This window comes from Shinella agrisoli (assembly GCF_046557955.1).
Classification (GTDB): domain Bacteria; phylum Pseudomonadota; class Alphaproteobacteria; order Rhizobiales; family Rhizobiaceae; genus Shinella.
The window spans coordinates 68,400-91,591 of record NZ_JBJIEP010000020.1 but is presented as its reverse complement, the minus strand read 5'-3'; the positions used below and the strand labels follow the sequence as shown (position 1 = coordinate 91,591).

Genomic DNA, 23,192 nt, shown 5'->3' with positions numbered 1-23,192 from the left:
GGTGCCCTAAATCAGGCGGCTTCGTCCTGGGAGTCGTCCTCTTCGATGGTCTTGCCGCGCTTCGGACCCTTGGCGAGGTTCGTCTCGACGAGGCGGACCGCTTCGGTTTCCGACATCTTGTTGACGGCTGCGATCTCGCGGGCCATGCGGTCGAGGGCGGCTTCATAGAGCTGGCGCTCGGAATAGGACTGTTCCGGCTGGTTTTCCGCACGGTAGAGGTCGCGAACCACTTCGGCGATCGAAATCAGGTCGCCCGAATTGATCTTCGCATCGTATTCCTGTGCGCGGCGCGACCACATGGTGCGCTTCACGCGGGCCTTGCCCTGGACAACCTTCAGCGCGCGCTCGACGAAATCGGTCTCCGACAGCTTGCGCATGCCGATCGAAACGGCTTTGGCAACCGGCACCTTGAGACGCATCTTGTCCTTCTCGAAATCGATGACAAAGAGCTCGAGCTTCATGCCGGCGACTTCCTGCTCCTCGATGGCGACGATCTGGCCGACGCCGTGCGCGGGATAGACGATCGACTCGCCGGTCTTGAAGCCCTGGCGCGTGGAAGATTTCTTCTGCTGGGTCGTCATTCTGTTCAAATACTCCCTGTTACACTCCCCGGCGACGGCCGGGGCGGGTCCGGGGACCCGGGAAAGACGGGGGGCACCCTTGCGGTGTCACCACTCTGGTCCGTCCGCCATGCGCAAAAAAGGTCCCTTGCGACGCGATCACATTTGAGCAACCGGAGTTGCCTATGGGAGGTGAGCGACGTCGAGGGATCGTTTGCTTTCGTGGTGGTGTTCGGGCACGCAAAATGCCGCGATTTGGATCAGTATTGCGACCCTATCACAAAAAAGTGCCGAAATCAATAATTTGCTTCGCATGGGTCATCAAGCCTGTCCCATCGCCTTTCGGCGAAGCCAAGCTTTTTTCCCCAGGTTCGGCCGCCGTGCCGGCGGGAGGGCGGCGAGCGCCCCGCTTGGGCGGACTGCCGTTCCATGGTGCTGTCTGCCGCCCGGCGATTTCCGCCCGGCTGCAACGGCTTAGTCGCCCTGGCCGGGATTGGGCGAGAAGTACAGCTCGAACTTGCCTTCCACGCCGTCCATTTCCTTCGCCTCCGGCATCGCATCCCGCTTGACCGTGATGTTCGGCCAGATCGAGGCGTATTCCGCGTTGACCTTCAACCACTTGTCGAGGCCGGGCTCGGTATCCGGCTTGATCGCCTCGGCAGGACATTCCGGTTCGCAAACGCCGCAGTCGATGCACTCGTCGGGATGGATGACCAGGAAGTTCTCGCCTTCGTAGAAGCAGTCGACGGGGCACACTTCCACGCAGTCCGTGTACTTGCAGCGGATGCAGTTGTCGGTCACGACATACGTCATGATTCACTCCAGAATCGTCATAAAGCGGGCGACAGCGGGGTCGTCCATCACCGCAGAACCCGTCACGCATCGGCTTGCCGGACAGGAGAGGGCCGCGCGCACGCAGGCTGTCCGGTGGCTGAGGTAAAGGCTTTGCAGGCGCTTTGCAAGCGTAATACATGCGCCGGCAAGCGCGTGCGAGGTATAGAATTCTAATCCTCGTCTTCGCCGGGGAAACCCTGCAGCCGGTCGGTCGCCCGCCGTTCCCGCTTCGTCGGGCGGCCGGCACCCCGTTCGCGCGTCGCCTGCGCAAAAAGATTGCGCTCCCCGCGCGGCGGCGGGGGCGGCGTCATGTCGCTGTAGAGAAGCCGTGCCTCCTCGTAGGGGCCGCGGCGCACGCCGGGCTGGAGGACCTTCACGACCATGTCGTGCCGGTCGAGCGAAAGCAGGACGACGTCTCCCGGCCGCACCATGTGCGCGGGCTGGCGGACGTTCACGCCGTTGACGCTGACATCGCCCGCTTCCACGGACTTCGCCGCGAGCGAGCGCGACTTGCGCAGCCGTGCGAAGAACAGCCACTTGTCGATGCGCTGGCGCGCCTGACCTGCCTGCTGTTCCTCCTCGCGCGTCATCGTCCTACTTCTTCAGCTGCTCCTTGAGCGCCGCAAGCTTGGCGAAGGGCGAATCCGGGTCGATCGGCTTTTCCTTGCGGGGCGGCCGGGCCTCGAACTTCGCTTGCTGCGGCTTGCCGCCGCGTTCGTTGCGCTCGCCGCGATCCGGGCGGTTGCCCCCCTGCGGCTTTCCGTCGCGGCCCTTGCCCTGCTCCGGGCGGCCGCCGCGGTTTTCACGCCGTTCGCCGCGTTCGCCGGCAGGCTGGCCGCGATGGCGTTCGCCGCCGCGGCGCTCGCCCTGTCCCTGACGGTCGCCCTGGCGATGGCCTTGGCGCTGATTGTCGTGGCGCGAGCCCGGGCGCCAGAGCAGCACGGGCTTGACCTCGACCGGCTCGGCCTCGCCCGCCGCCTCGCCTTCAGCCGGGGCTTCGGCGGTTTGCGTCGCCTCTGCCTCTCCTGCGGCCGCGGCCGGGGCTTCGCTTTCGCCATCGGCCGCATCGGCGTCGTGCTCGTCGGCGGCTTCGGCGGCCGATTCTGCCGGGGTCTCGGCAGCAGCCTCGGCCGGCGCCTCTCCTGCGGTATCGGCCGGGGCCTGGGCGGCGAGGAAGGCGGCGACCTCCTCGGCCTTCATGCTGTCGGCGCGGTAGCCGAGGCCCTTGAGGATCTCCTCCATGTCGTCCGGCGTGGCGCCGAGGATGGAGAGCATGGCGGTGGTCGCCATGAAGCGGCGGCCGTCATAGGCGCCCTCCGGGCGCGGCGTGCCGGGCTTCCACTGGAGCAGCGGGCGGATGAGGTCGGCGAGGCGCTCCAGGATGTCGATGCGCACGGCGCGCTTTCCGAGGAACCGGAAGCCGGCGAGCTTGTAGAAGGCGCGCTCGTAGCCCGGGTCGGTGACGACCGAGGTGCGGCCGGCGGCGAGCACCGGGATGAGGTCGCCGTAGCCGGGCTTGTCGAGGCCGTCGTTCTTCAGCGCCCAGAGCAGGGTGATGAGCTCGGCCGGCGCGGGCTTCAGCAGCGCCGGCATGAAGATGTGGTAGGCGCCGAAGCGGATGCCGTGCTTGCGCATGGAGGCGCGGGCGTCCTGGTCGAGCGACTTCACCTCCTCGGCCACGTCGCGGCGGAAGAGCACGCCGAGGTTCTCGACGAGCTGGAAGGCGAGGCCCTTGGCAAGGCCCTGCAGGTCCTCGGCGCGCGACAGGTCGTCGAGGGGTTTGAGGACCGTGGCGATGTGATGGTTGACGAAGCGCTCGATGCGGGCTGCGACGTGGTCGCGCGCATTGCCGGTCAGCTGCTCGTCGGAGAGCAGGATGACGCGCGGGCGCATGACGTGGTCGGAAGCGGCAAGGCGCGCGACGGGATCGCCGAGCCAGCGCACGGTGCCGTCCGAGCCGAGCGCGAGATCGGCGTTGCCGGCGGCATGCAGGCGCGCGGCGCGGGCCTCGAACTCCAGCGCAAGCGCCTTCTGCGCAGCCGCCTGCACGGCCTTCGCATCGGGTCCTTCCGTCCCGGAGGCCAGCGTGAACCGGAAACCGGCCAACTGCCCGACATGATGTCCTTCCACGAAGACATCGCCATTCACACTGATTTCAGCTTCCAGCATCGCATTCTCTCTCAGGCGCTTCATGAGCACAGATGTCCTGCGATCAACAAAGCGTTTCGTCAACCGTTCATGTAGCGCATCGGACAATCGGTCTTCGATTTCCCGCGTCTTTTCCTGCCAGTGTGTCGGATCGGCAAGCCATCCGGGCCGATTCGACACATAGGTCCAGGTCCTTATCTGTGCGATTCGCGCCGAAAGCGTGTCGATTTCGCCGTCGGTTCGATCGGCGCGGCGCACCTGGTCCGCAATGAAGTCCTCGTTGACCGTGCCGCGCCTGACGAGGTCCGCGTAGAGCGTCGAGATGAGGTCGGCGTGCTGGGCGGGGGTGATGCGGCGATAGTCGGGCAGCGCGCAGGCCTCCCAGAGCTTTTCGACGCGCTCGGGGGCGGTGGCGAGGTCGCGCACGTCCGGATAGCGCGAGAGGTGTTCGAGCGCCTGCTGGTCGACGGCCGGCAGCGCCCGCGTCAGCCCGCCTACGGGTGGCGGGGCGTCGAGCGAGCGGCGGAGCGCCTGCAGCGAGGAATAGTCGAAGCGGGTCGTGCGCCATTGCAGGACGCGGACGGGATCGAATTGGTGGGTCTCGATGCGCCTGACCAGCTCGTCGTCGAAGGGATCGACGCGGCCCGTCACGCCGAAGGTGCCGTCGCGCAGGTGCCGGCCGGCGCGGCCGGCGATCTGGGCGAGCTCGGCGGGGTTCAGATTGCGGAACTGGTAGCCGTCGAACTTGCGGTCCTGCGCGAAGGCCACGTGGTCGACGTCGAGGTTGAGGCCCATGCCGATGGCGTCGGTGGCGACGAGATATTCGACGTCGCCCTCCTGGTAGAGCGCGACCTGGGCGTTGCGGGTGCGGGGCGAGAGCGCGCCGAGCACGACCGCGGCCCCGCCGCGCTGGCGGCGGATGAGCTCGGCGATGGCATAGACCTCGTCTGCCGAGAAGGCGACGATGGCGCTGCGCTGCGGCAGGCGGGTGATCTTCTTCGAGCCGGAATAGAAGAGCTGCGACAGGCGCGGGCGCTCGACGACCGTCAGGCCCGGCAGCAACTGCTCGAGGATCGGCTTCATCGTGGCGGCGCCCAGCAGCAGCGTCTCGTCGCGGCCTCTGAGGTGCAGCACCCGGTCGGTGAAGATGTGGCCGCGCTCGAGGTCGCCGGCAAGCTGCACCTCGTCGATGGCGACGAAGGCGGCGCGCGTCTCGCGCGGCATCGCCTCCACCGTGCAGACCGAAAAGCGCGCCATATGCGGCGTGATCTTCTCCTCGCCGGTGACGAGGGCGACGTTGTGCTGGCCGACCTTCTCGACGAGGCGCGTGTAGACCTCGCGCGCCAGAAGGCGCAGAGGCAGGCCGATGATGCCCGACTCGTGTGCCACCATGCGTTCGATTGCGTAGTGGGTCTTGCCCGTATTGGTCGGGCCGAGCACCGCGGTGACCCCGCGGCCGCTCAAGATCATGGGTGCTTGCGACAAGACGTGTCCCGGCAGGTTTCGATTTCGTCCGGAAGCGTCCGGCAGGCAACAGATGCCCATCGGGGTGGCCGATGGCAAGGGGGCAGGCGAAATGCGGCGGTTTTGGAGGTGCCTTGCCGCCTCATGGAACAGGCTGCGAACGAATCGGAGACGAATCGCTGACTCGAAGCGATTCAGGGTTTGTTCACCACAACGGATTGGAGGGATTCGCCTGGTGGCTACGAAATGTTGAATCGGATCAAGGTGCTAGTCTTCAAGAGGCTTCGTTCAGCCCTTCAAGCCGCTTGACGCGTGAATCGCGCCTGCTAGTCTTCGAATCAGGCTTATGCGGCCTGCCGCTCGCTCCCGTCGTGGAATGGTGAACGCATAACCGAATTCATGGTCTGATCCGCCCCGGCGATTCATCAGCAACGCGAGCACTGACCTCTTTCGGAGTCGCCCGGGTAAGGATTAACCGATGAAGAGCTTTCTTGAATCGAAAGCCATGGCGAAAGCACTGCGCCAGTCCCTGGCGGAGCGGAATGTTGAAATCTCCCATAGCGAATGCCTCGAACTAGTCGCGCGGCAATTCGGGCTTGCCGACTGGAATATGCTTTCAGCGCAGATCGAAACGGCCAAGTCGAAGCTGGAGCCTTTGCCTTTGCCTGCGGGCTGGTTTCCGACCGGTTTTACTGATACCCAGCGATACCGGATCGGTCTCGACCCGACCTCGCCCGGTTGCGCCCTGATCGAGTGCGTCGTGAGCAGGCAGACCGATCTGGGAAGGGAACGCTTCGCTTGCCTGATGCAGAGTATCGAGGCCGACAGTTACCGCGGTGCCACGATCAGCTTGGCGGCCAGCATCAGGGCTGAGGACGCGAATGTCGGAACCATCTGGATGCGCATCGACGGAGAGCCGGGCTCGACCCTGCGTTTCGACAATATGCTGTCGCGTACGGAGAACGGAGCGATTTACGGCACATCCGGTTGGATCGAGCGCTCGGTCATTCTGGACGTTCCCGAAGAGGCGACTAGTATCCATTTCGGTTTCTTCCTGAAGGGCTACGGCAAGGTCTGGGCACGAAACTTCCGTCTTGAGACCGTCGCGCAAGGCACCCGGACGACCGAAATGGCGCCACAGGCCTCGGAGCGGAAGCCTCTGCCCAGTAAGCCGACCAATCTGGATTTCACGATGCCCGGTTAGGTTCAACGGATCGCTGCCGACCTGCATAGGGCCGGCTGCGGCCGGCCCGTCAAACCGGATGGTCGCGCAGGTCCGCCCCGTCCCAGCCGCCGGCGGCCTCGTAGAGGGGGAAAACCTCTTCGGTGAGGTAGGGTCCGCCGCCGACCGATTCCTTCGAGGACATCAGCACGAAGCGGTTCACGGTGAAGGGGGCGGTGTGGAAGTTGCCGCGGCCGGTAAGATAGTGGGCGACGTCCTCGGTGCGGGCGTTGCGCAGCCGGGCGAGCGTGACATGGGGCGTGAACTTGCGCGGGTCCGCGGGAAGGCCGAGGCGCTGACAGATGCGCTCGATCTCCGCCTGGAGGGCGTACATTTCCGGCGCCTGCGTCACCCCGGCGAAGACCGAATGGGGTTTCTTCGAGCCGAAGGAGCCCATTCCGGAAAGGGCGAGCTGGAATTCGGGGCGCTCGATGCGGTCGAGCCTGTCGACCACCTCGTCGGCGGTGCGGCCGTCGATGTCGCCGATGAAGCGCAGCGTGATGTGGAAGTTCTCGACATCGATCCAGCGGGCTCCGGGAAGTCCGCCCCTCAGGAGCGAGAGGCTCATCGCCGCATTGCGCGGCACTTCGAGGGCGACGAATAGTCTCGGCATGGCGAGTTCCCCCTGCTGGAATGTACTGTCAGCGAATCACGCAAAGGTTTTTTGCGCAACCCTTATTTCGCACCCGCGAAAACTACTCCCCTGACTTAATTGCGGCCAGGAAGCTCTCCGCCGCCGGGAGGATCGACCGGACCATCACGTCCACGCCTTCCGTGTTCGGATGCATGCCGTCGTCGAGCTGGAGGTTTGCCTTCGTCACGACGCCGTCGAGGAAGAACGGGTAGAGCGGCACGCCGTGCTTCTCCGCGAGACGCTTGTAGATGCCGTTGAAGCGCTCAGCGTATTCGGGGCCCATGTTCGGCGGGGCCAGCATGCCGGCGAGAAGCACGGCGATACCGCGCTCCTTGAGCCGCGCTACCATGGCGTCGAGGTTCTTCTCGGTCTGTTCGGGCGCAATGCCGCGCAGCGCATCGTTGGCGCCGAGCTCGAGGATCACGCCTTCGGTGCCCTCGGGGATCGACCAGTCGAGCCGGGCAAGGCCGCCCGAGGTCGTGTCGCCGGAAACGCCGGCATTGGCGATCTCGACCTCATGGCCTTTCGCCCGAAGCGCCGCCTCCAGCTTCACCGGAAAGGCGTCGGAGGCGGGAAGCTGGTAGCCGGCCATCAGGCTGTCGCCGAAGCCGACGAGCTTCACGGGCTCGGCCCTTGCGATACCGGAGGATAACAAAGCTGTGATCGCAAGTGAGGCGAAAAATCCAAGCGCCGCTTTAAACGACATATCGGTGATCCTAGATTGCTGCCATTCCAGTTGTTCCCGCTACATATAGGGCAGAATTCCTTGGCCAAAACCATCATCGATCTCAAAAAAGCCGATCTCACCCTGGGGCAGGCGGCCGTCTCCGTCCATGTGCTGAAGGGGATCGACCTGTCGATCGATGCGGGTGAATCGGTCGGCATCGTCGGCCCGTCGGGGTCCGGAAAGTCGACGCTGCTGATGGTGCTCGCCGGCCTCGAACGGCTGGACAGCGGCGAGATCCACATCGACGGCGCGGGCCTGCATACGATGACCGAGGACCAGGTGGCCGATTTCCGCGGCCGCAACATCGGCATCGTCTTCCAGTCCTTCCACCTCATTCCCAACATGACGGCGCTGGAGAACGTCGCGGTGCCGCTGGAGCTCGCCAGCGTGCGGGACGCCTTCGAGATCGCACGGCGCGAGCTGACGGCCGTCGGGCTCGGCGAGCGCCTGTCGCACTATCCCGGCCAGCTTTCCGGCGGCGAGCAGCAGCGCGTGGCGATTGCCCGCGCGCTCGCGCCGTCGCCGAAGCTCCTGATCGCCGACGAGCCGACCGGCAACCTCGACACCGAGACCGGCCGGCAGATCGCGGACCTCCTCTTCTCCAAGCAGGCCGAGCGCGGCACGACGCTGGTGCTGGTGACGCACGATCCCGCCCTCGCGGCGCGTTGCAGCCGGCAGGTCGCCATGCGCTCCGGCGAGATCGTCTCCGGCGCCGCGCCCCTGCGGGCGACGCTTGCCGAGGCGGTTCCGGCATGAGGATCGGCACGGTCCTGAAACAGGTGCCGCTGGCCCTTCGCCTGGCGCTGCGCGAGATGCGCGGCGGCCTCAAGGGTTTCTACATCTTCCTCGCCTGCATCGCGCTCGGCACCGCGGCGATCGCCGGCGTCAATTCCGTGTCGAGCGCCATCACCCAGGCGATCGCCTCCCAGGGCCAGACCCTGCTGGCCGGCGACGTGCGCTTCGAGTTCAACAACCGGTTCGCGACGCCGGAGGAGCTGGCATATTTCTGGAGCCTCGGCGACGTCTCGCTCTCGACGGGCCTGCGCTCCATGGCGCGCCTGCCGGACGGCGCCGACCAGACGCTGGTGGAGGCGAGGGGCGTCGACGGCGCCTATCCGCTCTACGGCACCCTGGAGAGCGAGCCGCAAAAGCCTGCGGCGGCTCTGTTCGCAAAGGAGGGCGAAACGTACGGCACGGTCGTGGCGCCGCTGCTGCTCGACCGGCTCGGCATCGCCCTCGGCGACGAGATCCTGCTCGGCACGGCGAAGCTGAAGGTGACGGCGACGCTCATGCGCGAGCCCGACGCGGTTTCGGAAGGGTTCGGTTTCGCGCCGCGCCTGATGCTGTCGGAGGAGGCCCTGCAGGCGAGCGGCCTCGTGCAGACCGGGAGCCTTGTGGAGAACGCCTACCGGATCCGCATCACCAATCCCGACGTGTCGCTTTCGACCATCCGGGCCGAGGCCAACAAGGCCTTTCCGGCCGCCGGCTGGTCGATCCGCACGGCGGACAGCGCGGCGCCCTCGCTCACCGCCAACATCACCCGCTTCTCGCAGTTCCTGACGCTCGTCGGCCTGACGGCGCTGATCGTCGGCGGCGTGGGCGTCGCCAACGCCGTGCGCGCCTATCTCGATTCCAAGCGCTCGGTCATCGCCACCTTCAAGTGCCTCGGCGCGCCGGCCTCGCTGGTGGCGCTAGTCTATCTCACGCAGATCGCGCTGATCGCGGCGGTCGGCATCGCCGTCGGTCTTGTCGCCGGCGCGCTGATGCCGGTGGTGGCGATGCAGTTCCTCGAAGGCGTGCTGCCGGTGCCGGCCGAAGCGGAGCTCTATCCGTCCGCGCTGCTGCTTGCGGCGGTCTTCGGCCTTCTGACGGCGCTCGCCTTCGCCGTCATGCCGCTCGGCCATGCCCGCGAGGTGCCGGCGACGGCGCTCTTCCGCGAACAGGGTTTCGAGGCGGGCCGCCTGCCGAGCTGGCCCTATGTGCTCGGTGCCGCCGTCTTCCTTGCCGCGCTGGCGGGGCTGGCGATCCTGACGGCCTATGACCGCTATATCGCCGTCGTCTTCCTCGGCGCGATCGCTTTCGCCTTCGTCGTGCTGCGCGCCGTCGCCTTCCTGATCACGGCGCTCGCCAGGCGAGTCCCACGCGTCAGCTCGCCGTCGCTCAGGCTGGCGGTCGGCAACATCCACCGGCCGGGGGCGCTGACGCCCTCCGTCGTGCTCTCGCTCGGGCTCGGCCTTGCCCTTCTCGTCACGCTGACGCTGATCGACGGGAACCTGCGCCGCGAGCTGACGGGCAACCTGCCGGAACGGGCGCCGAACTTCTTCTTCGTCGACATCCAGGGCAGCGAGCTCGACGGCTTCCGCGACGTCCTGAAGGCGAACATGCCGGACGGCAAGATCGTCGAGGTGCCGATGCTGCGCGGCCGCGTCATGGAGCTCAACGGCGTGGACGTCGCCAAGGTGAAGGTGCCTCCGGAAGGCCAGTGGGTGCTGCGCGGCGACCGCGGCATCACCTATGCCAGGCGCGTTCCGGAGAACTCGACCCTGTCGGAGGGCGAATGGTGGCCGGAGGACTATTCCGGCGAGCCGCTCGTCTCCTTCTCGGCGGAGGAGGGCCGCGAGCTCGGCCTGAAGATCGGCGACACGGTGACGGTCAACGTGCTCGGCCGCAACATCACGGCGCGCATCGCCAACTTCCGCAACGTCGAGTGGGAATCGCTGTCGATCAACTTCGTCATGGTCTTCTCGCCGAATACCTTCGCCGGCGCGCCGCATGCCTGGCTCGCGACGATGATCGATCCGGACGCCACGGCGGCAGAGGAGGCGGCGACGCTGAAGGCCGTCACCAACGCCTATCCGACGATCACCAGCGTGCGCGTCAAGGATGCGCTCGACGTGATCAACGAGCTGGTCGGCCAGCTTGCCACGGCGATCCGCGCGGCGGCGGCGGTCGCGCTCGTCGCCTCGATCCTCGTGCTCGCCGGCGCGCTTGCGGCCGGCAACCGGGCGCGCGTGCACGACGCCGTGGTGCTGAAGACGCTCGGGGCCACGCGGGCGACGCTGATGCGCGCCTTCAGCTACGAATACATGATGCTGGGGCTGGCGACCGCGGTCTTCGCGCTGTTCGCCGGCGGGGTGGCGGCTTGGTTCGTGGTCAGCCGCATCATGACGCTGCCGTCGAGCTTCCTGCCGGACGTGGCGGTAACGACCGTCGCGACCGCGCTCATCATGACCGTCGGCATCGGCCTTGCCGGAACCTGGCGCATTCTGGGGCAGAAGGCCGCGCCGGTGCTGCGCGAACTTTGAAATCGGCAAGGCCGCGGCTCCCGCAGGGGCTGCGGGTCTTGTGCGAGACACAATTCATGCTCATATTTACCGCAGGCAAGCTGGAGCCCCGCAGCGGCTGCCCGGGCGCCCGAAACGTTCCGGCCACCGGAGCGAACAAGCCGGTGCCCGACACCGTACACCACAAGGGGCTTGAACCAAGAGGACAACATGGCTGATCTTCGCAACTACCAGACCCGAACGGCGAACGCTGGCGCTCAGGCCGGCGCCGTCATCGACGAGGGCCTGCGCGCCTATATGCTGCGGGTCTACAACCTGATGGCCCTGGGTCTTGCGATCACGGGCCTCGTGGCGTTCTTCGCCTCGCAGGCGGCCTTTGCCGGCGGACAGCTTACCGCCTTCGGCCAGGCGATCTACGTAAGCCCGCTGAAGTGGGTCGTGATGCTCGCCCCGCTCGCGCTGGTCTTCTTCCTGAGCTTCCGCATCCACACGATGAGCGTCGCCGCCGCGCAGGCGACCTTCTGGGTCTATGCCGGCCTCATGGGCCTGTCGCTGTCGTCGATCTTCCTGATCTATACGGGCGCCAGCATCGTCCAGACCTTCTTCGTCTCCGCCGCCGCCTTCGGCGCGCTGTCGCTGTTCGGCTATACGACGAAGCGGGACCTGTCCGCGATGGGCTCGTTCCTGATCATGGGCCTCTTCGGCCTGATCATCGCGATGCTCGTCAACCTGTTCCTGCAGTCCTCGGCGCTCGACTTCGCCATCTCCGCGATCGGCGTCCTCGTCTTCGCCGGCCTGACCGCCTGGGACACGCAGAAGATCAAGGAAATGTACTTCGAGGCCGACGACGTCGCCGTGGCCGGCCGCAAGGCCATCATGGGCGCGCTGACGCTCTACCTCGACTTCATCAACCTCTTCCTGTTCCTGCTGCGCTTCCTCGGCAACCGCGAGTAAGCGGGCAGCCGGAAGGCCGATCGCAAGGACCCCGCCGGAGACGGCGGGGTTTTTGTTTGCCCGGCGGGCCGCAACCAAATGTGATCGCTCCCGTTCATTGACGTTTCTGCCGATTTGTGCGCATTGTCATCCAATCATGCATGGTTTGGTTTGAACGATGACGGCGCACGACCTTCTTCTCGGGGAACGGCAGGAGCTTATCCGCGCGCGGCTCGACCTTTCGGGGCGGGTCATCGCGGCGGAGTTGGCGCAGGAGCTCGGCGTGTCGGAAGACACGATCCGGCGGGATTTGCGCGAGATGGCGGCCTCCGGCCTCTGCCGCCGGGTCTATGGCGGAGCCTTGCGCATTTCCCAGACGCAGACCTCGCTCAACGAGCGCATGGCCGTCGGCGGCGAGCGCAAGGCGGCGCTGGCGCGTGCGGCCGTCGGGCTCATCCCGTCGAAAAGCACGCTCTTCCTCGATGCGGGCAGCACCAACCTGGCGCTCGCCCGCGCGCTGCCCGCCGGCGCCGGCCTCACCGTCGCGACCAATGCGCCGGTCATCGCGGCGGCCCTGCTCGAGCGCGACATCGCGACGATCCAGCTCGGCGGGCTGATCGACGCCCGCTCGGGGGCGGCGATCGGCGCCAAGGCGATGCGCGATGCCGAAGCGCTGCGTCCGGACATCCTCGTGCTCGGGGTCTGCGGCATCGACCGCGAAGCGGGCGTCACCGCCGAGAGCTTCGAGGAGGCGGAGTTCAAGCGCTTCATCGCCTCGCGCAGCAGGACCGTGACGGTCGTCCTGACCAACGACAAGCTTTCCACCGCCGCCCCCTATTCGGTCGTGCCGCTCTCGCGCGTGGCGCGCGCCGTCATCGAGGCGGATGCGGACGAAACGGAGGCCGCCGCGTTGACGGCGGCCGGCATCGAAACCCTCCGCGCCGGCTGAGCGCCGGCCCATAAACTTCCGAACGGATCTTCCATGACGACGCCCGAAAACGCCCTTGCCGGCAAATCCTTCGCCAAGGCCTACTTTCCGCCGGCACGGCTCGCCGTCTCCGGTCTCTTCCTTCTCAACGGCATCTTCGCCGGCGCCTGGGCGCCGAAGATCCCGGAATTCGCGAGCCGCCTGGGGCTCTCCGAATCCGCGCTCGGCCTGATGATCATGTGCTTCGGCATCGGCTCGCTGGTGCTGATGCCGATCGCCGGCGTCCTGATCGCCCATTTCGGCTCGACGCGCACGGTCAAGGGGGCGACGTTGCTGTTCCTGTCGACCATGCTGCTGCTCTCGATGGCGCCGACCGTCCCGTTCGGCGTCGTCGCCATCTTCCTCTTCGGCGGGCTCCTCGGCGCGATGGACGTGGCGATGAACGGCAATGCCGTGGAGGTGGAAAAATCCATGCGCCGGGCGATCATGTCCTCCTGCCACGCATTCTGGAGCCTCGGCGCCTTCATCGGCGCGACGACCGGCGGCTTCCTGATCGAGGCGCTCGGCGTGATGGGCCATGCCGTGCTGCTGACCATCGTCGGGGCGGCGATGCTCCTGCTCATCTGGCCGTTCGTGCTGCACGACGCGCCGCATCCGAGCGAGGAGCGCCAGAAGGCCCGCCTGCCGATGACGCCGCTGCCCTGGCTGATCGGCCTCATGGCGCTCTTCTCCATGGTGCCGGAAGGCTCGATCCTCGATTGGGGCGCGCTCTACATGCGCGAGGAGCTCGGCGCCTCGCTGGCGCTGTCCGGCTTCGCCTTCGGCGCCTTCTCGCTCACCATGGCGATCATGCGCTTTGCCGGCGACCATGTGCGCGACCGGTTCGGCGCGGTGAAGACGCTGCGCTTCTGCACCGTCATGGCGATCATCGGCATGGTGGTGGCCGGCACGGCGCCGAACGCCTATGCGGCGATGGTCGGCTTCGCGCTCTGCGGCATCGGCATTTCCAACATGGTGCCGATCGCCTTTTCCGCCGCCGGCAACCTGCCCGGCTTCGCCCAGGGCGTGGCGCTCTCGGTGGCGACGGTGATGGGCTATTCGGGTTCGCTCTTTGCGCCCTCGATCATCGGCTTCATCGCCGAGCACACGGGCTTTGCGCTCATCTTCACGCTTCTGCCGGTGCTGTTCATCGTGGTGCTCCTTCTCTCGCACCATGCGGTGCATGCGGATGTGCATGACCGCCATTGAGCGCGGCGCACGCGCGCGGCGATCAAATCGTCGCGCCTGCCGCCCCTTGCAGTTGACAAGCCACATTTCCTGATCCACCTGAGGGGCAAGGGCCGCCTGACGCCACGCGCGGCCGCTTTTCGAGCAAGAGGCTCCAGATGTCCTTTTCCTTCGACTTTGAACCGAAGCCGCGGCGAAAGTCCGTCGGCGTCGATGTCGGCGGCGTCCTGGTCGGCGGCGGCGCGCCGGTCGTCGTGCAGTCGATGACGAACACGGACACGGCGGACGTGGACGCGACGGTGGCGCAGGTGGCCGCGCTCTTCCGCGCCGGGTCCGAGATCGTGCGCATCACGGTCGACCGCGACGAGAGCGCGGCGGCGGTGCCGAAGATCCGCGAGCGCCTCCTGCGCCTCGGCATGGACGTGCCGCTCGTCGGCGACTTCCACTATATCGGCCACAAGCTTCTGGCCGACCATCCGGCCTGCGCCGAGGCGCTCGCGAAATACCGCATCAATCCCGGCAATGTCGGCTTCAAGGACAAGAAGGACCGGCAGTTCGCGGCGATCGTCGAGACGGCGATCCGCCACGACAAGCCGGTGCGCATCGGCGTCAACTGGGGCTCGCTCGACCAGGAACTCCTGACCCGGCTGATGGACGAGAACCAGGCGGCGGGCTTTCCGCTGACGGCCCAGGAGGTGATGCGCGAGGCGATCTGCCGGTCGGCGCTGCTGTCGGCGGAGATGGCGGAGGAGATCGGCCTGCCGCGCGACCACATCATCCTTTCCGCCAAGGTCTCGAACGTGCAGGACCTCATCGCCGTCTATGCCATGCTGTCGGCGCGCTCCGACCATGCGCTGCATCTCGGCCTTACCGAGGCCGGCATGGGCACCAAGGGGGTCGTCGCCTCCTCCGCCTCGCTCGGCATCCTCCTCCAGCAGGGCATCGGCGACACGATCCGCATCTCGCTGACGCCCGAGCCCGGCGGCGACCGCACCCGCGAGGTGCAGGTGGCGCAGGAACTCCTGCAGGTCATGGGCTTCCGCCAGTTCATCCCGGTCGTCGCCGCCTGTCCGGGCTGCGGGCGCACGACCTCGACGGTCTTCCAGGAACTCGCGCAGAAGATCCAGGACGACATCCGCAAGAACATGCCGGTCTGGCGGGAGAAGTATCCGGGCGTCGAGGGGCTGAAGGTCGCCGTCATGGGCTGCATCGTCAACGGGCCGGGCGAGAGCAAGCATGCCGATATCGGCATCTCGCTGCCGGGCACCGGCGAGCTTCCCATCGCGCCCGTCTATGTCGACGGCAAGAAGGCGATGACGCTGCGCGGCACCAACATCGCCGGCGAATTCGAGGCGCTCGTCAACGACTATATCGAGAAGCGCTACGGCGCGGGGCAGGCGGCGGCCGAGTAGGTCTCCGGCCGCTTTCCGGAATCAGACGATCTCTTCGAGCGCCGCGACCAGCCGGTCGCATTCCTCCGGGGTGCCGATGGTGATGCGCAGGAAATCCGAGATGCGGGGCTTTGCGAAGTGGCGCACCAGCACGGCGCGTTCGCGCAGGCCCTTCGCCAGCGCCTCGCCGCTGTGGTCCGGGTGGCGGGCGAAGACGAAGTTCGCCTGCGAGGGCAGGACCTCGAAGCCGCGCTGGCGCAGCGCGCCGGTGACGCGCTCGCGCGATTCGATCACCTTGCCGCGCGTCTCGTCGAACCATTCCCGGTCGTCGATCGCGGCGGTGGCGCCGGCCTGGGCGATGCGGTCGAGCGGGTAGGAGTTGAAGCTGTCCTTGACGCGTTCCAGCGCGTCGATCAGCGGGCGCTGGCCGATGGCGTAGCCGACGCGCAGGCCCGCCAGCGAGCGCGACTTGGAGAGCGTGTGGATGACGAGCAGGTTGTCGTATGTCCTCGTCAGCGGGATCGCGCTCTCGCCGCCGAAGTCGATATAGGCCTCGTCGATCACCACGGGCTGGTCCGGGTGCTCCGCGGCGAGCTTTTCGATCGCGGCGAGCGGCAGGCCGATGCCGGTGGGGGCGTTCGGGTTCGGCAGGATGATCGCGCCGCACGGGCGGTCGTAGCCGGCAAGGTCGACGGTGAAATCGTCCTTCAGCGGCACTTCGGCGGCCTCGATGCCGAAGAGGCGGCAATAGGTCGGATAGAAGCTGTAGGTGATGTCCGGGTAGAGGAGCGGCTTGTCGTGCTTGAGAAGCGCGACGAAGGCGTGCGCCAGGACCTCGTCCGAGCCGTTGCCGACGAACACCTCGTCCGCCTCCACGCCGTAGAAGCGGGCGATCGACTGGCGCAGCCGGAGCGCCGTCGGGTCGGGATAGAGCTTCAGGCTGTCGGCGACGGCCGCCTGCATCGCCGCGATCGCCTTCGGCGAGGGGCCGTAGGGGTTCTCGTTGGTGTTGAGCTTGACGAGGTTCTGAATGCGCGGCTGCTCGCCGGCCACATAGGGCTTGAGCGTGCCGACGATCGGCGACCAGAATTTGCTCATGACGTCAGTTCCTGCGGGTTGCGATGAAACGGGCGGTCTCGATGAGGATGCTGGCCCGATGGCCGAAGGGGGCGAGCAGCGTCTCGGCCTCGGCGACGAGCTCGCGGAGGCGGCTTTGCGCCCATGCCTGGCCGCGCCGGGAAACGAGCGTCGCCTTGCCGCGCCCGGCATCCTTGCCGGTCGCCTTGCCCATGGTCGCCGCATCGGCGGTGAGGTCGAGCAGGTCGTCGGCGATCTGGAAGGCGAGGCCGACGGTTTCGCCGTAGCGGCGCAGCGCCAGCCGCTCGCCGTCCGAGGCGCCCGCGACGATCGCGCCGGCCTCGCAGGCAAAGCGCAGGAGCGCGCCGGTCTTCATCTTCTGGAGGGTGACGATGCCGTCCTCGTCCGGCGCGGCTTTTTCCGCCGCAAGGTCGAGCGCCTGGCCGCCGGCCATGCCGCCGACGCCGGCAGCACGGGCGAGCGCCAGCACCAGCGCCGTCTTGGTGGCGTCGGGAAGGCGCGTTTCGGGCGCGGCCACGATGTCGAAGGCGAGCGTCAGCAGGCTGTCGCCGGCTAGGATCGCCGCAGCCTCGTCGAAGGCGACGTGGACGGTCGGCTGGCCGCGGCGAAGGCTGTCGTCGTCCATGGCCGGCAGGTCGTCGTGGACGAGCGAATAGCAATGGATGCATTCGAGCGCGGCGCCGATGCGCAGCGCCGTTTCCCGTTCCACCGCCGGGAAGAGGGCGGCCGTCTCGATGACGAGGAAGGGGCGCAGCCGCTTGCCGCCGTTGAGGACGCCATGGCGCATGGCGGCGAGGAGGCGTTCGGGCCGGGCGATCTCGTCCGTCTGCACGTCGCCCGAGAGCAGGCCGGCGAGCAGCGCCTCCACCGCGTCGGCATTGCTCCTCAAAAGAGACTGGAATTCCTGGTAACGTTCGCTCATGGCCGCTCTTTGGCATGGGCTCCCCGGCGAAGCAACGGGAATGCCGGGGCTGCTTCAAAGAATCGCGCCGCAGACTGGTTTTTGAAGAGCCGTGACGGTATGAAGGCGCAATGACGCAAGGACGGACGCCGGCTCTTGGACATCGTACCGGAAACACGGGCAGACATGGAGGTGCAATCCGGTGAGAAGGACGGCTGGATGAGCCGGCTCCGCCGGAAGTGGCGACGCATCATCCTCGCCGTGCTGGCCTTCGTCGCGCTGCCCTACGTGCTGATCCTCCTCTATACGGTCGAGTTCGTCCGCCCGGTGTCGACGCTGATGCTGCGCGACCTCGTGCTCCTGCGCGGCTATGATCGGCAATGGGTCGAGTTCGACGATATCTCGCCCAATCTGGTGCAGGCGGTGATGATGTCCGAGGACGGGCAGTTCTGCCGCCACGCCGGCGTCGACTGGGGAGAGATGCGGGCCGTGGTCAACGAGGCGCTCGCCGGCGAGCAGACGCGCGGGGCGAGCACGATCCCGATGCAGACGGCAAAAAACCTCTTCCTCTGGAATGGCCGGTCCTTCGTGCGCAAGGCGATGGAGCTGCCGCTGGCGGTCACGGCGGACTTTGTCTGGAGCAAGCGGCGCCTCATGGAAATCTACCTCAACGTCGCCGAATGGGGGCCGGGCATCTACGGCGCCGAGGCGGCCGCCCGGCATCATTTCAACGTGTCCGCCTCCAAGCTCTCGCGCCGGCAGGCCGCTCTTCTGGCCGTTTCCCTGCCCAATCCGTACGAGCGCAATGCCGGAAAGCCGGGGCGCGGCCTGCAGCGCCTCGCCCGTCTCATTGAGCGGCGGGCCAGCGGATCCGGTGAATATATCAAGTGTCTTTATGACTGACTTCAGGCCTTTTCATTGGCGTTTGCCCGCTTGAGTGCATAGTGTCCGATGCTCGCAAGGAGCATTGAAAACATGCCGGATCTCATCCTTTACGTCGGCAACAAGAACTATTCCTCCTGGTCCTTCCGGCCGTGGATCGCCATGGAGACGGCGGGCGTGCCCTTTAAGGACGAGGTGATCCCTTTCGATTTTCCCGCCGGCAATCCGCAGTTCCGGAAGATTTCGCCGACGGGCAAGGTGCCGGTGCTGCACCATGGCGACGTGCGGGTCTGGGAATCGCTCGCCATCATCGAATATGTCGCCGAGCTCTTTCCCGATGCCGGCATCTGGCCGCAGGACCGTGCCGCGCGCGCCGAGGCGCGGGCGATCTCGATGGAGATGCTCTCCGGCTTCCGGGCGCTCAGGGGCGCCTGCCCGATGAACATCCGCCGCAAGCCGGGCGCGATCGAGCTTCCGGACGGCGTGACGGACGACGTCGCGCGGATCGAGACGATCTGGAGGGAGTCGCTTTCCCGCTCCGGCGGGCCGTTCCTGTTCGGCGCGTTCTGCGCGGCGGATGCGATGTACGCGCCGGTCGTCAACCGGCTGGAGGCCTATTGCCTGACGCAGGACGAGGCCGTATTGGCCTATATGGCGCGCATGAAGGCGCATCCGGCCTGGCGCAAATGGCAGGCGGCGGCGATCGCGGAGCCCTGGATCGTTCCCGAAGACGAGGCCTGAGCCCGCAGAATCGAAAAAATCCGTCCGGGGACTGGTCAAGCAGGGTTTTGCTGTGTATAAGCCCGCCCAATTTCCGAGACAAAGACATGTCCTTGTCGCCCATCCGGTGGCGTATGATGTGTTTGCCCATAAGTGGAGTTAGTGAAATGGCTGTACCGAAAAGAAAAACGAGCCCGTCGAAGCGCGGTATGCGCCGTTCCGCAGACGCTCTGAAGGCTCCGTCCTACATCGAAGACAAGAACTCGGGCGAGCTGCGCCGCCCGCACCACATCGACCTGAAGACCGGCATGTACCGCGGCCGCCAGGTCCTGACGCCGAAGGAAAACGCGTAATCCGCGTTTTCGGCATCAGCTGAGATCAGGGGCCGGCTCGACCGGCCCTTTTCTTTGCGGCCGTTCCTGCCGGCCGCCGCCCCCGCGACATTTTCTTGTGCCGATTCTTCGGATAAGAGGCCGGAAGGGCCGGCCATGCCGGCACAGCCACAGGAGACCGCCGCCCATGCTTCTGGCCATACCGCTGCTGATCATTCCCTTCGCCCTCTACAACCTCGCCATGGCCGGACTCTTCGGCGGGGGCGGCGTCGCCGTGCTCGACAGCGAGGTGATGGCGATCAACATGCTGTCCGGCACCACCTGGACGATGGCCTTCGGGGACCTGCTCATCCTGATCGCGCTCGTGCTGCTGTTCGTGGAGATCCTGAAGGCGACGCGGCCCGGCTCGCGGGCGCTGCTCGACCACATGCTGTCGATGGTGCTGTTCGTGGTGTTCCTCGTCGAGTTCCTGCTGGTGCAGGGGGCGGCGACGCAGATCTTCTTCATCCTGATGACGATCTGCTTCATCGACGTCATCGCGGGCTTTGCCGTCTCGATCCGCACGGCGAGCCGGGACCTGTCGATCGGGCTCTGACGGGGCGCCGCCCCGGCCTTCTCAGCTCAGGTTGTCGAGCTTGGTCTGGAGCGCGCGCAGCTGCTCCTTCAACTCGTCGAGATCCTTGGCGTCCGCCTTGCGGGTCTCCTTCGGCTGCGGCGGATTGGTGAAGGGCGAGAACATCTTCATCGCCTGCTGGAACATTTCGGTGTTGCGCCGCACCGTCTCCTCGACCAGCTGCATCGGCACCTGCAGGTTCTTGCCGAGGGGCGTATCGCCGAAGGTCTTGTTGATCTGCTCGCGCATCTGCGCCTGCTGCTCGGCGAAAGCCTGCATGGAGTGCTCGAGGTAGCTCGGCACGACCATCTGCATCTGGTCGCCGTAATAGGAAATCAGCTGTCGCAGGAACGAGATCGGCAGCAGCGTGTTGCCGGTCTTGGATTCCTGCTCGAAGATGATCTGCGTCAGCACCGAATGCGTGATGTCCTCGCCGGATTTGGCATCCTGCACGGTGAAGTCCTCGCCCTTCTTCACCATGACCGCGAGATCGTCGAGCGTCACATAGGTGCTCGTACCCGTGTTGTAGAGCCGTCGGTTCGCGTATTTCTTGATGACGATCTGACCGTCGTTCCTGGCCATTAGGGTCTCCTCATCCCCGTGTTCCTGTTTCTTTTTTGGTCCTGGCGAGTATCGGCAAAAAGATGCGCGCTGACAATCGAATTGTGCGATGCGGCGAGGAATGCTGCGCAACATGGATTTTCATGCTGCACGCCCCTTCCGTGAAATTTTAGCGGCGCCGGATATCCTGTTTGACTCTCCCCCTCCGCTTTGCCAGTTTTGATTTCGGGAGAACCGCCGGGCTCGCGCCGTTCGCGCGCCAAGCCCGGTTCCAAGGCCGGCCGCAAGGTCGCAGAAGCGAGGAACACACCAATGAGCACCCCCTCCATCGTCATCGCCAGCGCTGCCCGCACCGCGGTCGGCTCCTTCAACGGCGCCTTCGCCAATACGCCCGCCCATGAGCTCGGGGCGACGGTCATCTCGGCGGTTCTGGAGCGCGCGGGCGTTGCGGCGGACGAGGTGAACGAGGTGATCCTCGGCCAGGTGCTGCCGGCCGGGGAGGGCCAGAACCCCGCCCGCCAGGCCGCCATGAAGGCCGGCGTGCCGCAGGAGGCGACCGCCTGGGGCATGAACCAGCTCTGCGGGTCGGGCCTGCGCGCCGTCGCGCTCGGCATGCAGCAGATCGCCACGGGCGATGCCGGCATCATCGTCGCCGGCGGCATGGAGTCCATGTCCATGGCACCGCACTGCGGGCATCTGCGCGGCGGCGTGAAGATGGGCGACTTCAAGTTGATCGACACGATGATAAAGGACGGCCTGACCGACGCCTTCTACGGCTACCACATGGGCATCACCGCCGAGAACGTCGCCCGGCAGTGGCAGCTTTCCCGCGACGAGCAGGACGCCTTTGCCGTTTCCTCGCAGAACAAGGCCGAGGCGGCGCAGAAGGAGGGCCGCTTCAAGGACGAGATCGTCCCCTTCGTCGTCAAGACCCGCAAGGGCGACGTCACCGTCGATGCGGACGAATACATCCGCCACGGCGCGACGCTCGATTCGATGGCCAAGCTCCGGCCGGCCTTCGACAAGGAAGGCACGGTCACCGCGGCCAACGCCTCCGGCATCAACGACGGTGCGGCTGCCGCATTGCTGATGAGCGAGGCGGAGGCCTCGCGCCGCGGCATCCAGCCGCTCGCCCGCATCGTTTCCTGGGCGACGGCCGGCGTCGATCCGAAGATCATGGGCACCGGCCCGATCCCGGCCTCGCGCAAGGCGCTGGAAAAGGCCGGCTGGAAGATCGGCGACCTCGACCTCGTCGAGGCGAACGAGGCCTTCGCCGCGCAGGCCTGCGCCGTCAACAAGGATCTCGGCTGGGATCCGTCCATCGTCAACGTCAATGGCGGAGCCATCGCCATCGGCCACCCGATCGGCGCATCCGGCGCCCGCATCCTCAACACGCTCCTCTTCGAGATGAAGCGCCGCGGCGCTTCGAAGGGCCTCGCCACGCTGTGCATCGGCGGCGGCATGGGCGTGGCGATGTGCGTTGAGCGCATGTAAGCATCCGCTTGCAAGCTGCTTTGCCATGACCTGCCGCCGGCAGGGCGACGGGTCGACTCAAAAACAAGCCTTAGGGGAGTGAGCCGCATGAGCAGGGTAGCATTGGTGACGGGAGGATCGCGGGGCATAGGCGCAGCCATTTCGGTGGCGCTGAAGGCGGCCGGATACAAGGTGGCTGCGAACTATGCCGGCAACGACGAGGCCGCCAACGCCTTCAAGGCGGAAACCGGGATTCCGGTCTACAAGTGGGACGTTTCGAGCTACGAGTCCTGTGTCGAGGGAATAGGCAAGGTCGAGGCGGACCTCGGCCCGGTGGACATCCTCGTCAACAACGCGGGCATCACCCGCGACGCGATGTTCCACAAGATGACGCCCGACCAGTGGGGCGCGGTCATCAACACGAACCTGACCGGCCTCTTCAACATGACCCATCCGGTCTGGTCGGGCATGCGCGACCGCAGCTTCGGCCGCGTCATCAACATCTCGTCCATCAACGGCCAGAAGGGCCAGATGGGCCAGGCGAACTATTCCGCCGCCAAGGCCGGCGACCTCGGCTTCACCAAGGCGCTTGCCCAGGAGGGGGCGGCCAAGGGCATCACGGTCAACGCGATCTGCCCCGGCTACATCGGCACGGAAATGGTGCGCGCCATCCCGGAAAAGGTGCTGAACGAACGGATCATCCCGCAGATCCCCGTCGGCCGGCTCGGCGAGCCGGAGGAGATCGCCCGCATCGTCGTCTTCCTCGCCTCGGACGACGCCGGCTTCATCACCGGATCGACGATCTCGGCGAACGGCGGCCAGTTCTTCGTCTGAGGCATCATTTTTCAGGAAACGGAACACGGCGCCTTCGGGCGCCGTTTTCATGTGTGCTATCGTTCGGGAACGCACGGTGCGCGCCACCCTTCGAAAAGAGGAAATCATGAAACAGGAACGATTGGGCGAGGAAGCCATATCCGAAGCACTGGCGGCGCTCGACGGCTGGTCCCGCTCGGACGACGGCATCGCCATCGAGAAGCGCTACAAGTTCAAGTCTTTCCGCGAGGCCTTCGGCTTCATGACGGAAGGGGCGCTCGCGGCGGAGAAGTTCAACCACCATCCCGAATGGTCCAACGTCTACAACCGCGTCGACGTGCGGCTCACCAATCACGACGCCGGCGGTCTCACCGAACTCGACTTCAAGCTGGCGGGGGCGTTGGAGGCGGCGGCCGCCCTTCGCACGAAGAGTTGAAGGCGCGTGAA

Annotated in this window: 23 protein-coding genes; 14 read left to right on the top strand and 9 right to left on the bottom strand. The window is 66.4% G+C overall.

Annotated features, from left to right (window positions below; translation table 11 throughout):
• Positions 1–11: 11 nt before the first annotated feature.
• The 4 genes from ACIIOY_RS20225 to ACIIOY_RS20210 form a co-directional block, all read right to left on the bottom strand.
• Positions 12–581 carry a CarD family transcriptional regulator gene (locus ACIIOY_RS20225; protein WP_160787166.1) on the bottom strand — a complete coding sequence of 190 codons (570 nt, stop codon included), beginning with the start codon at positions 579–581 and terminating at the stop codon, positions 12–14.
• Between the two features lie 453 nt (positions 582–1,034).
• The gene (fdxA, locus tag ACIIOY_RS20220; RefSeq protein ID WP_411036478.1) at positions 1,035–1,373 is read right to left on the bottom strand and encodes a ferredoxin FdxA; all 339 of its coding nucleotides are present in this window, start codon (positions 1,371–1,373) and stop codon (positions 1,035–1,037) included.
• A 191-nt stretch (positions 1,374–1,564) separates the two neighbouring features.
• Positions 1,565–1,984: an RNA-binding S4 domain-containing protein gene (locus tag ACIIOY_RS20215; RefSeq protein ID WP_411036477.1), complete on the bottom strand. Its 420-nt coding sequence runs from the start codon at positions 1,982–1,984 to the stop codon at positions 1,565–1,567.
• A 4-nt stretch (positions 1,985–1,988) separates the two neighbouring features.
• The gene (locus ACIIOY_RS20210; protein ID WP_411036476.1) at positions 1,989–5,012 is read right to left on the bottom strand and encodes a helicase-related protein; all 3,024 of its coding nucleotides are present in this window, start codon (positions 5,010–5,012) and stop codon (positions 1,989–1,991) included.
• A gap of 472 nt (positions 5,013–5,484) precedes the next feature.
• Here ACIIOY_RS20210 and ACIIOY_RS20205 point away from each other — a divergent pair, with 472 nt between their 5' ends.
• Positions 5,485–6,210, top strand: coding sequence for a glyoxalase superfamily protein (locus tag ACIIOY_RS20205; RefSeq protein ID WP_411036475.1), 726 nt, complete (start codon positions 5,485–5,487; stop codon positions 6,208–6,210).
• 49 nt (positions 6,211–6,259) lie between these two features.
• On the opposite strand, the gene thpR is transcribed toward ACIIOY_RS20205, so the two are convergent.
• Together thpR and ACIIOY_RS20195 are read right to left on the bottom strand one after the other, a co-directional pair.
• Entirely contained in the window at positions 6,260–6,841 is a 582-nt protein-coding gene (gene thpR / locus ACIIOY_RS20200) for an RNA 2',3'-cyclic phosphodiesterase (RefSeq protein WP_411036474.1), read from the bottom strand.
• 82 nt (positions 6,842–6,923) lie between these two features.
• Entirely contained in the window at positions 6,924–7,568 is a 645-nt protein-coding gene (locus ACIIOY_RS20195) for an arylesterase (RefSeq protein ID WP_411036473.1), read from the bottom strand.
• Between the two features lie 60 nt (positions 7,569–7,628).
• Between ACIIOY_RS20195 and ACIIOY_RS20190 the strand changes: the two genes are divergently transcribed.
• From ACIIOY_RS20190 to ispG, 6 genes are all read left to right on the top strand, one after another.
• Positions 7,629–8,345, top strand: a complete 717-nt coding sequence (locus ACIIOY_RS20190; RefSeq protein ID WP_411036472.1) for an ABC transporter ATP-binding protein — start codon at positions 7,629–7,631, stop codon at positions 8,343–8,345.
• Positions 8,342–10,894 (top strand): ABC transporter permease, encoded by a 2,553-nt coding sequence (locus tag ACIIOY_RS20185; RefSeq protein WP_411036471.1) that lies wholly within the window; start codon positions 8,342–8,344, stop codon positions 10,892–10,894. The genes ACIIOY_RS20190 and ACIIOY_RS20185 overlap by 4 nt, the downstream gene beginning before the upstream one ends.
• Before the next feature lie 189 nt (positions 10,895–11,083).
• Positions 11,084–11,827 (top strand): Bax inhibitor-1/YccA family protein, encoded by a 744-nt coding sequence (locus ACIIOY_RS20180; protein ID WP_411036470.1) that lies wholly within the window; start codon positions 11,084–11,086, stop codon positions 11,825–11,827.
• Between the two features lie 157 nt (positions 11,828–11,984).
• Positions 11,985–12,755, top strand: a complete 771-nt coding sequence (locus ACIIOY_RS20175; RefSeq protein WP_411036469.1) for a DeoR/GlpR family DNA-binding transcription regulator — start codon at positions 11,985–11,987, stop codon at positions 12,753–12,755.
• Positions 12,756–12,788: 33 nt separating this feature from the next.
• Entirely contained in the window at positions 12,789–13,982 is a 1,194-nt protein-coding gene (locus ACIIOY_RS20170; RefSeq protein ID WP_411036468.1) for an MFS transporter, read from the top strand.
• A 137-nt stretch (positions 13,983–14,119) separates the two neighbouring features.
• Positions 14,120–15,373, top strand: a complete 1,254-nt coding sequence (gene ispG / locus ACIIOY_RS20165; protein ID WP_411036467.1) for a flavodoxin-dependent (E)-4-hydroxy-3-methylbut-2-enyl-diphosphate synthase — start codon at positions 14,120–14,122, stop codon at positions 15,371–15,373.
• Between the two features lie 21 nt (positions 15,374–15,394).
• On the opposite strand, the gene hisC is transcribed toward ispG, so the two are convergent.
• Both hisC and ACIIOY_RS20155 read right to left on the bottom strand, forming a co-directional pair.
• Positions 15,395–16,450: a histidinol-phosphate transaminase gene (gene hisC / locus ACIIOY_RS20160; RefSeq protein ID WP_411036466.1), complete on the bottom strand. Its 1,056-nt coding sequence runs from the start codon at positions 16,448–16,450 to the stop codon at positions 15,395–15,397.
• 4 nt (positions 16,451–16,454) lie between these two features.
• Complete coding sequence (locus ACIIOY_RS20155; RefSeq protein ID WP_411036465.1) at positions 16,455–17,372, bottom strand: polyprenyl synthetase family protein; 918 nt, start codon at positions 17,370–17,372, stop codon at positions 16,455–16,457.
• 135 nt (positions 17,373–17,507) lie between these two features.
• Between ACIIOY_RS20155 and mtgA the strand changes: the two genes are divergently transcribed.
• The 4 genes from mtgA to ACIIOY_RS20135 all read left to right on the top strand — a co-directional run bounded on the left by mtgA (position 17,508) and on the right by ACIIOY_RS20135 (position 19,880).
• The gene (gene mtgA, locus ACIIOY_RS20150; RefSeq protein ID WP_411036464.1) at positions 17,508–18,254 is read left to right on the top strand and encodes a monofunctional biosynthetic peptidoglycan transglycosylase; all 747 of its coding nucleotides are present in this window, start codon (positions 17,508–17,510) and stop codon (positions 18,252–18,254) included.
• Between the two features lie 72 nt (positions 18,255–18,326).
• A complete protein-coding gene (locus ACIIOY_RS20145; protein ID WP_411036463.1) occupies positions 18,327–18,974 on the top strand; it encodes a glutathione S-transferase family protein in 648 nt (215 codons plus the stop codon).
• 146 nt (positions 18,975–19,120) lie between these two features.
• Positions 19,121–19,306 carry a 50S ribosomal protein L32 gene (gene rpmF, locus ACIIOY_RS20140; protein WP_257314862.1) on the top strand — a complete coding sequence of 62 codons (186 nt, stop codon included), beginning with the start codon at positions 19,121–19,123 and terminating at the stop codon, positions 19,304–19,306.
• A gap of 166 nt (positions 19,307–19,472) precedes the next feature.
• Positions 19,473–19,880 (top strand): hypothetical protein, encoded by a 408-nt coding sequence (locus ACIIOY_RS20135; RefSeq protein WP_411036462.1) that lies wholly within the window; start codon positions 19,473–19,475, stop codon positions 19,878–19,880.
• A 21-nt stretch (positions 19,881–19,901) separates the two neighbouring features.
• On the opposite strand, the gene phaR is transcribed toward ACIIOY_RS20135, so the two are convergent.
• Positions 19,902–20,480 (bottom strand): polyhydroxyalkanoate synthesis repressor PhaR, encoded by a 579-nt coding sequence (phaR, locus tag ACIIOY_RS20130; RefSeq protein WP_411036461.1) that lies wholly within the window; start codon positions 20,478–20,480, stop codon positions 19,902–19,904.
• 291 nt (positions 20,481–20,771) lie between these two features.
• On the opposite strand from phaR, the gene ACIIOY_RS20125 reads away from it, so the two are divergent.
• The 3 genes from ACIIOY_RS20125 (at position 20,772) to ACIIOY_RS20115 (ending at position 23,181) form a co-directional block, all read left to right on the top strand.
• A complete protein-coding gene (locus ACIIOY_RS20125; RefSeq protein WP_411036460.1) occupies positions 20,772–21,953 on the top strand; it encodes an acetyl-CoA C-acetyltransferase in 1,182 nt (393 codons plus the stop codon).
• Between the two features lie 87 nt (positions 21,954–22,040).
• A complete protein-coding gene (locus ACIIOY_RS20120) occupies positions 22,041–22,766 on the top strand; it encodes a beta-ketoacyl-ACP reductase (RefSeq protein WP_411036459.1) in 726 nt (241 codons plus the stop codon).
• A gap of 106 nt (positions 22,767–22,872) precedes the next feature.
• Entirely contained in the window at positions 22,873–23,181 is a 309-nt protein-coding gene (locus ACIIOY_RS20115; RefSeq protein ID WP_411036458.1) for a 4a-hydroxytetrahydrobiopterin dehydratase, read from the top strand.
• Positions 23,182–23,192 lie beyond the last annotated feature (11 nt).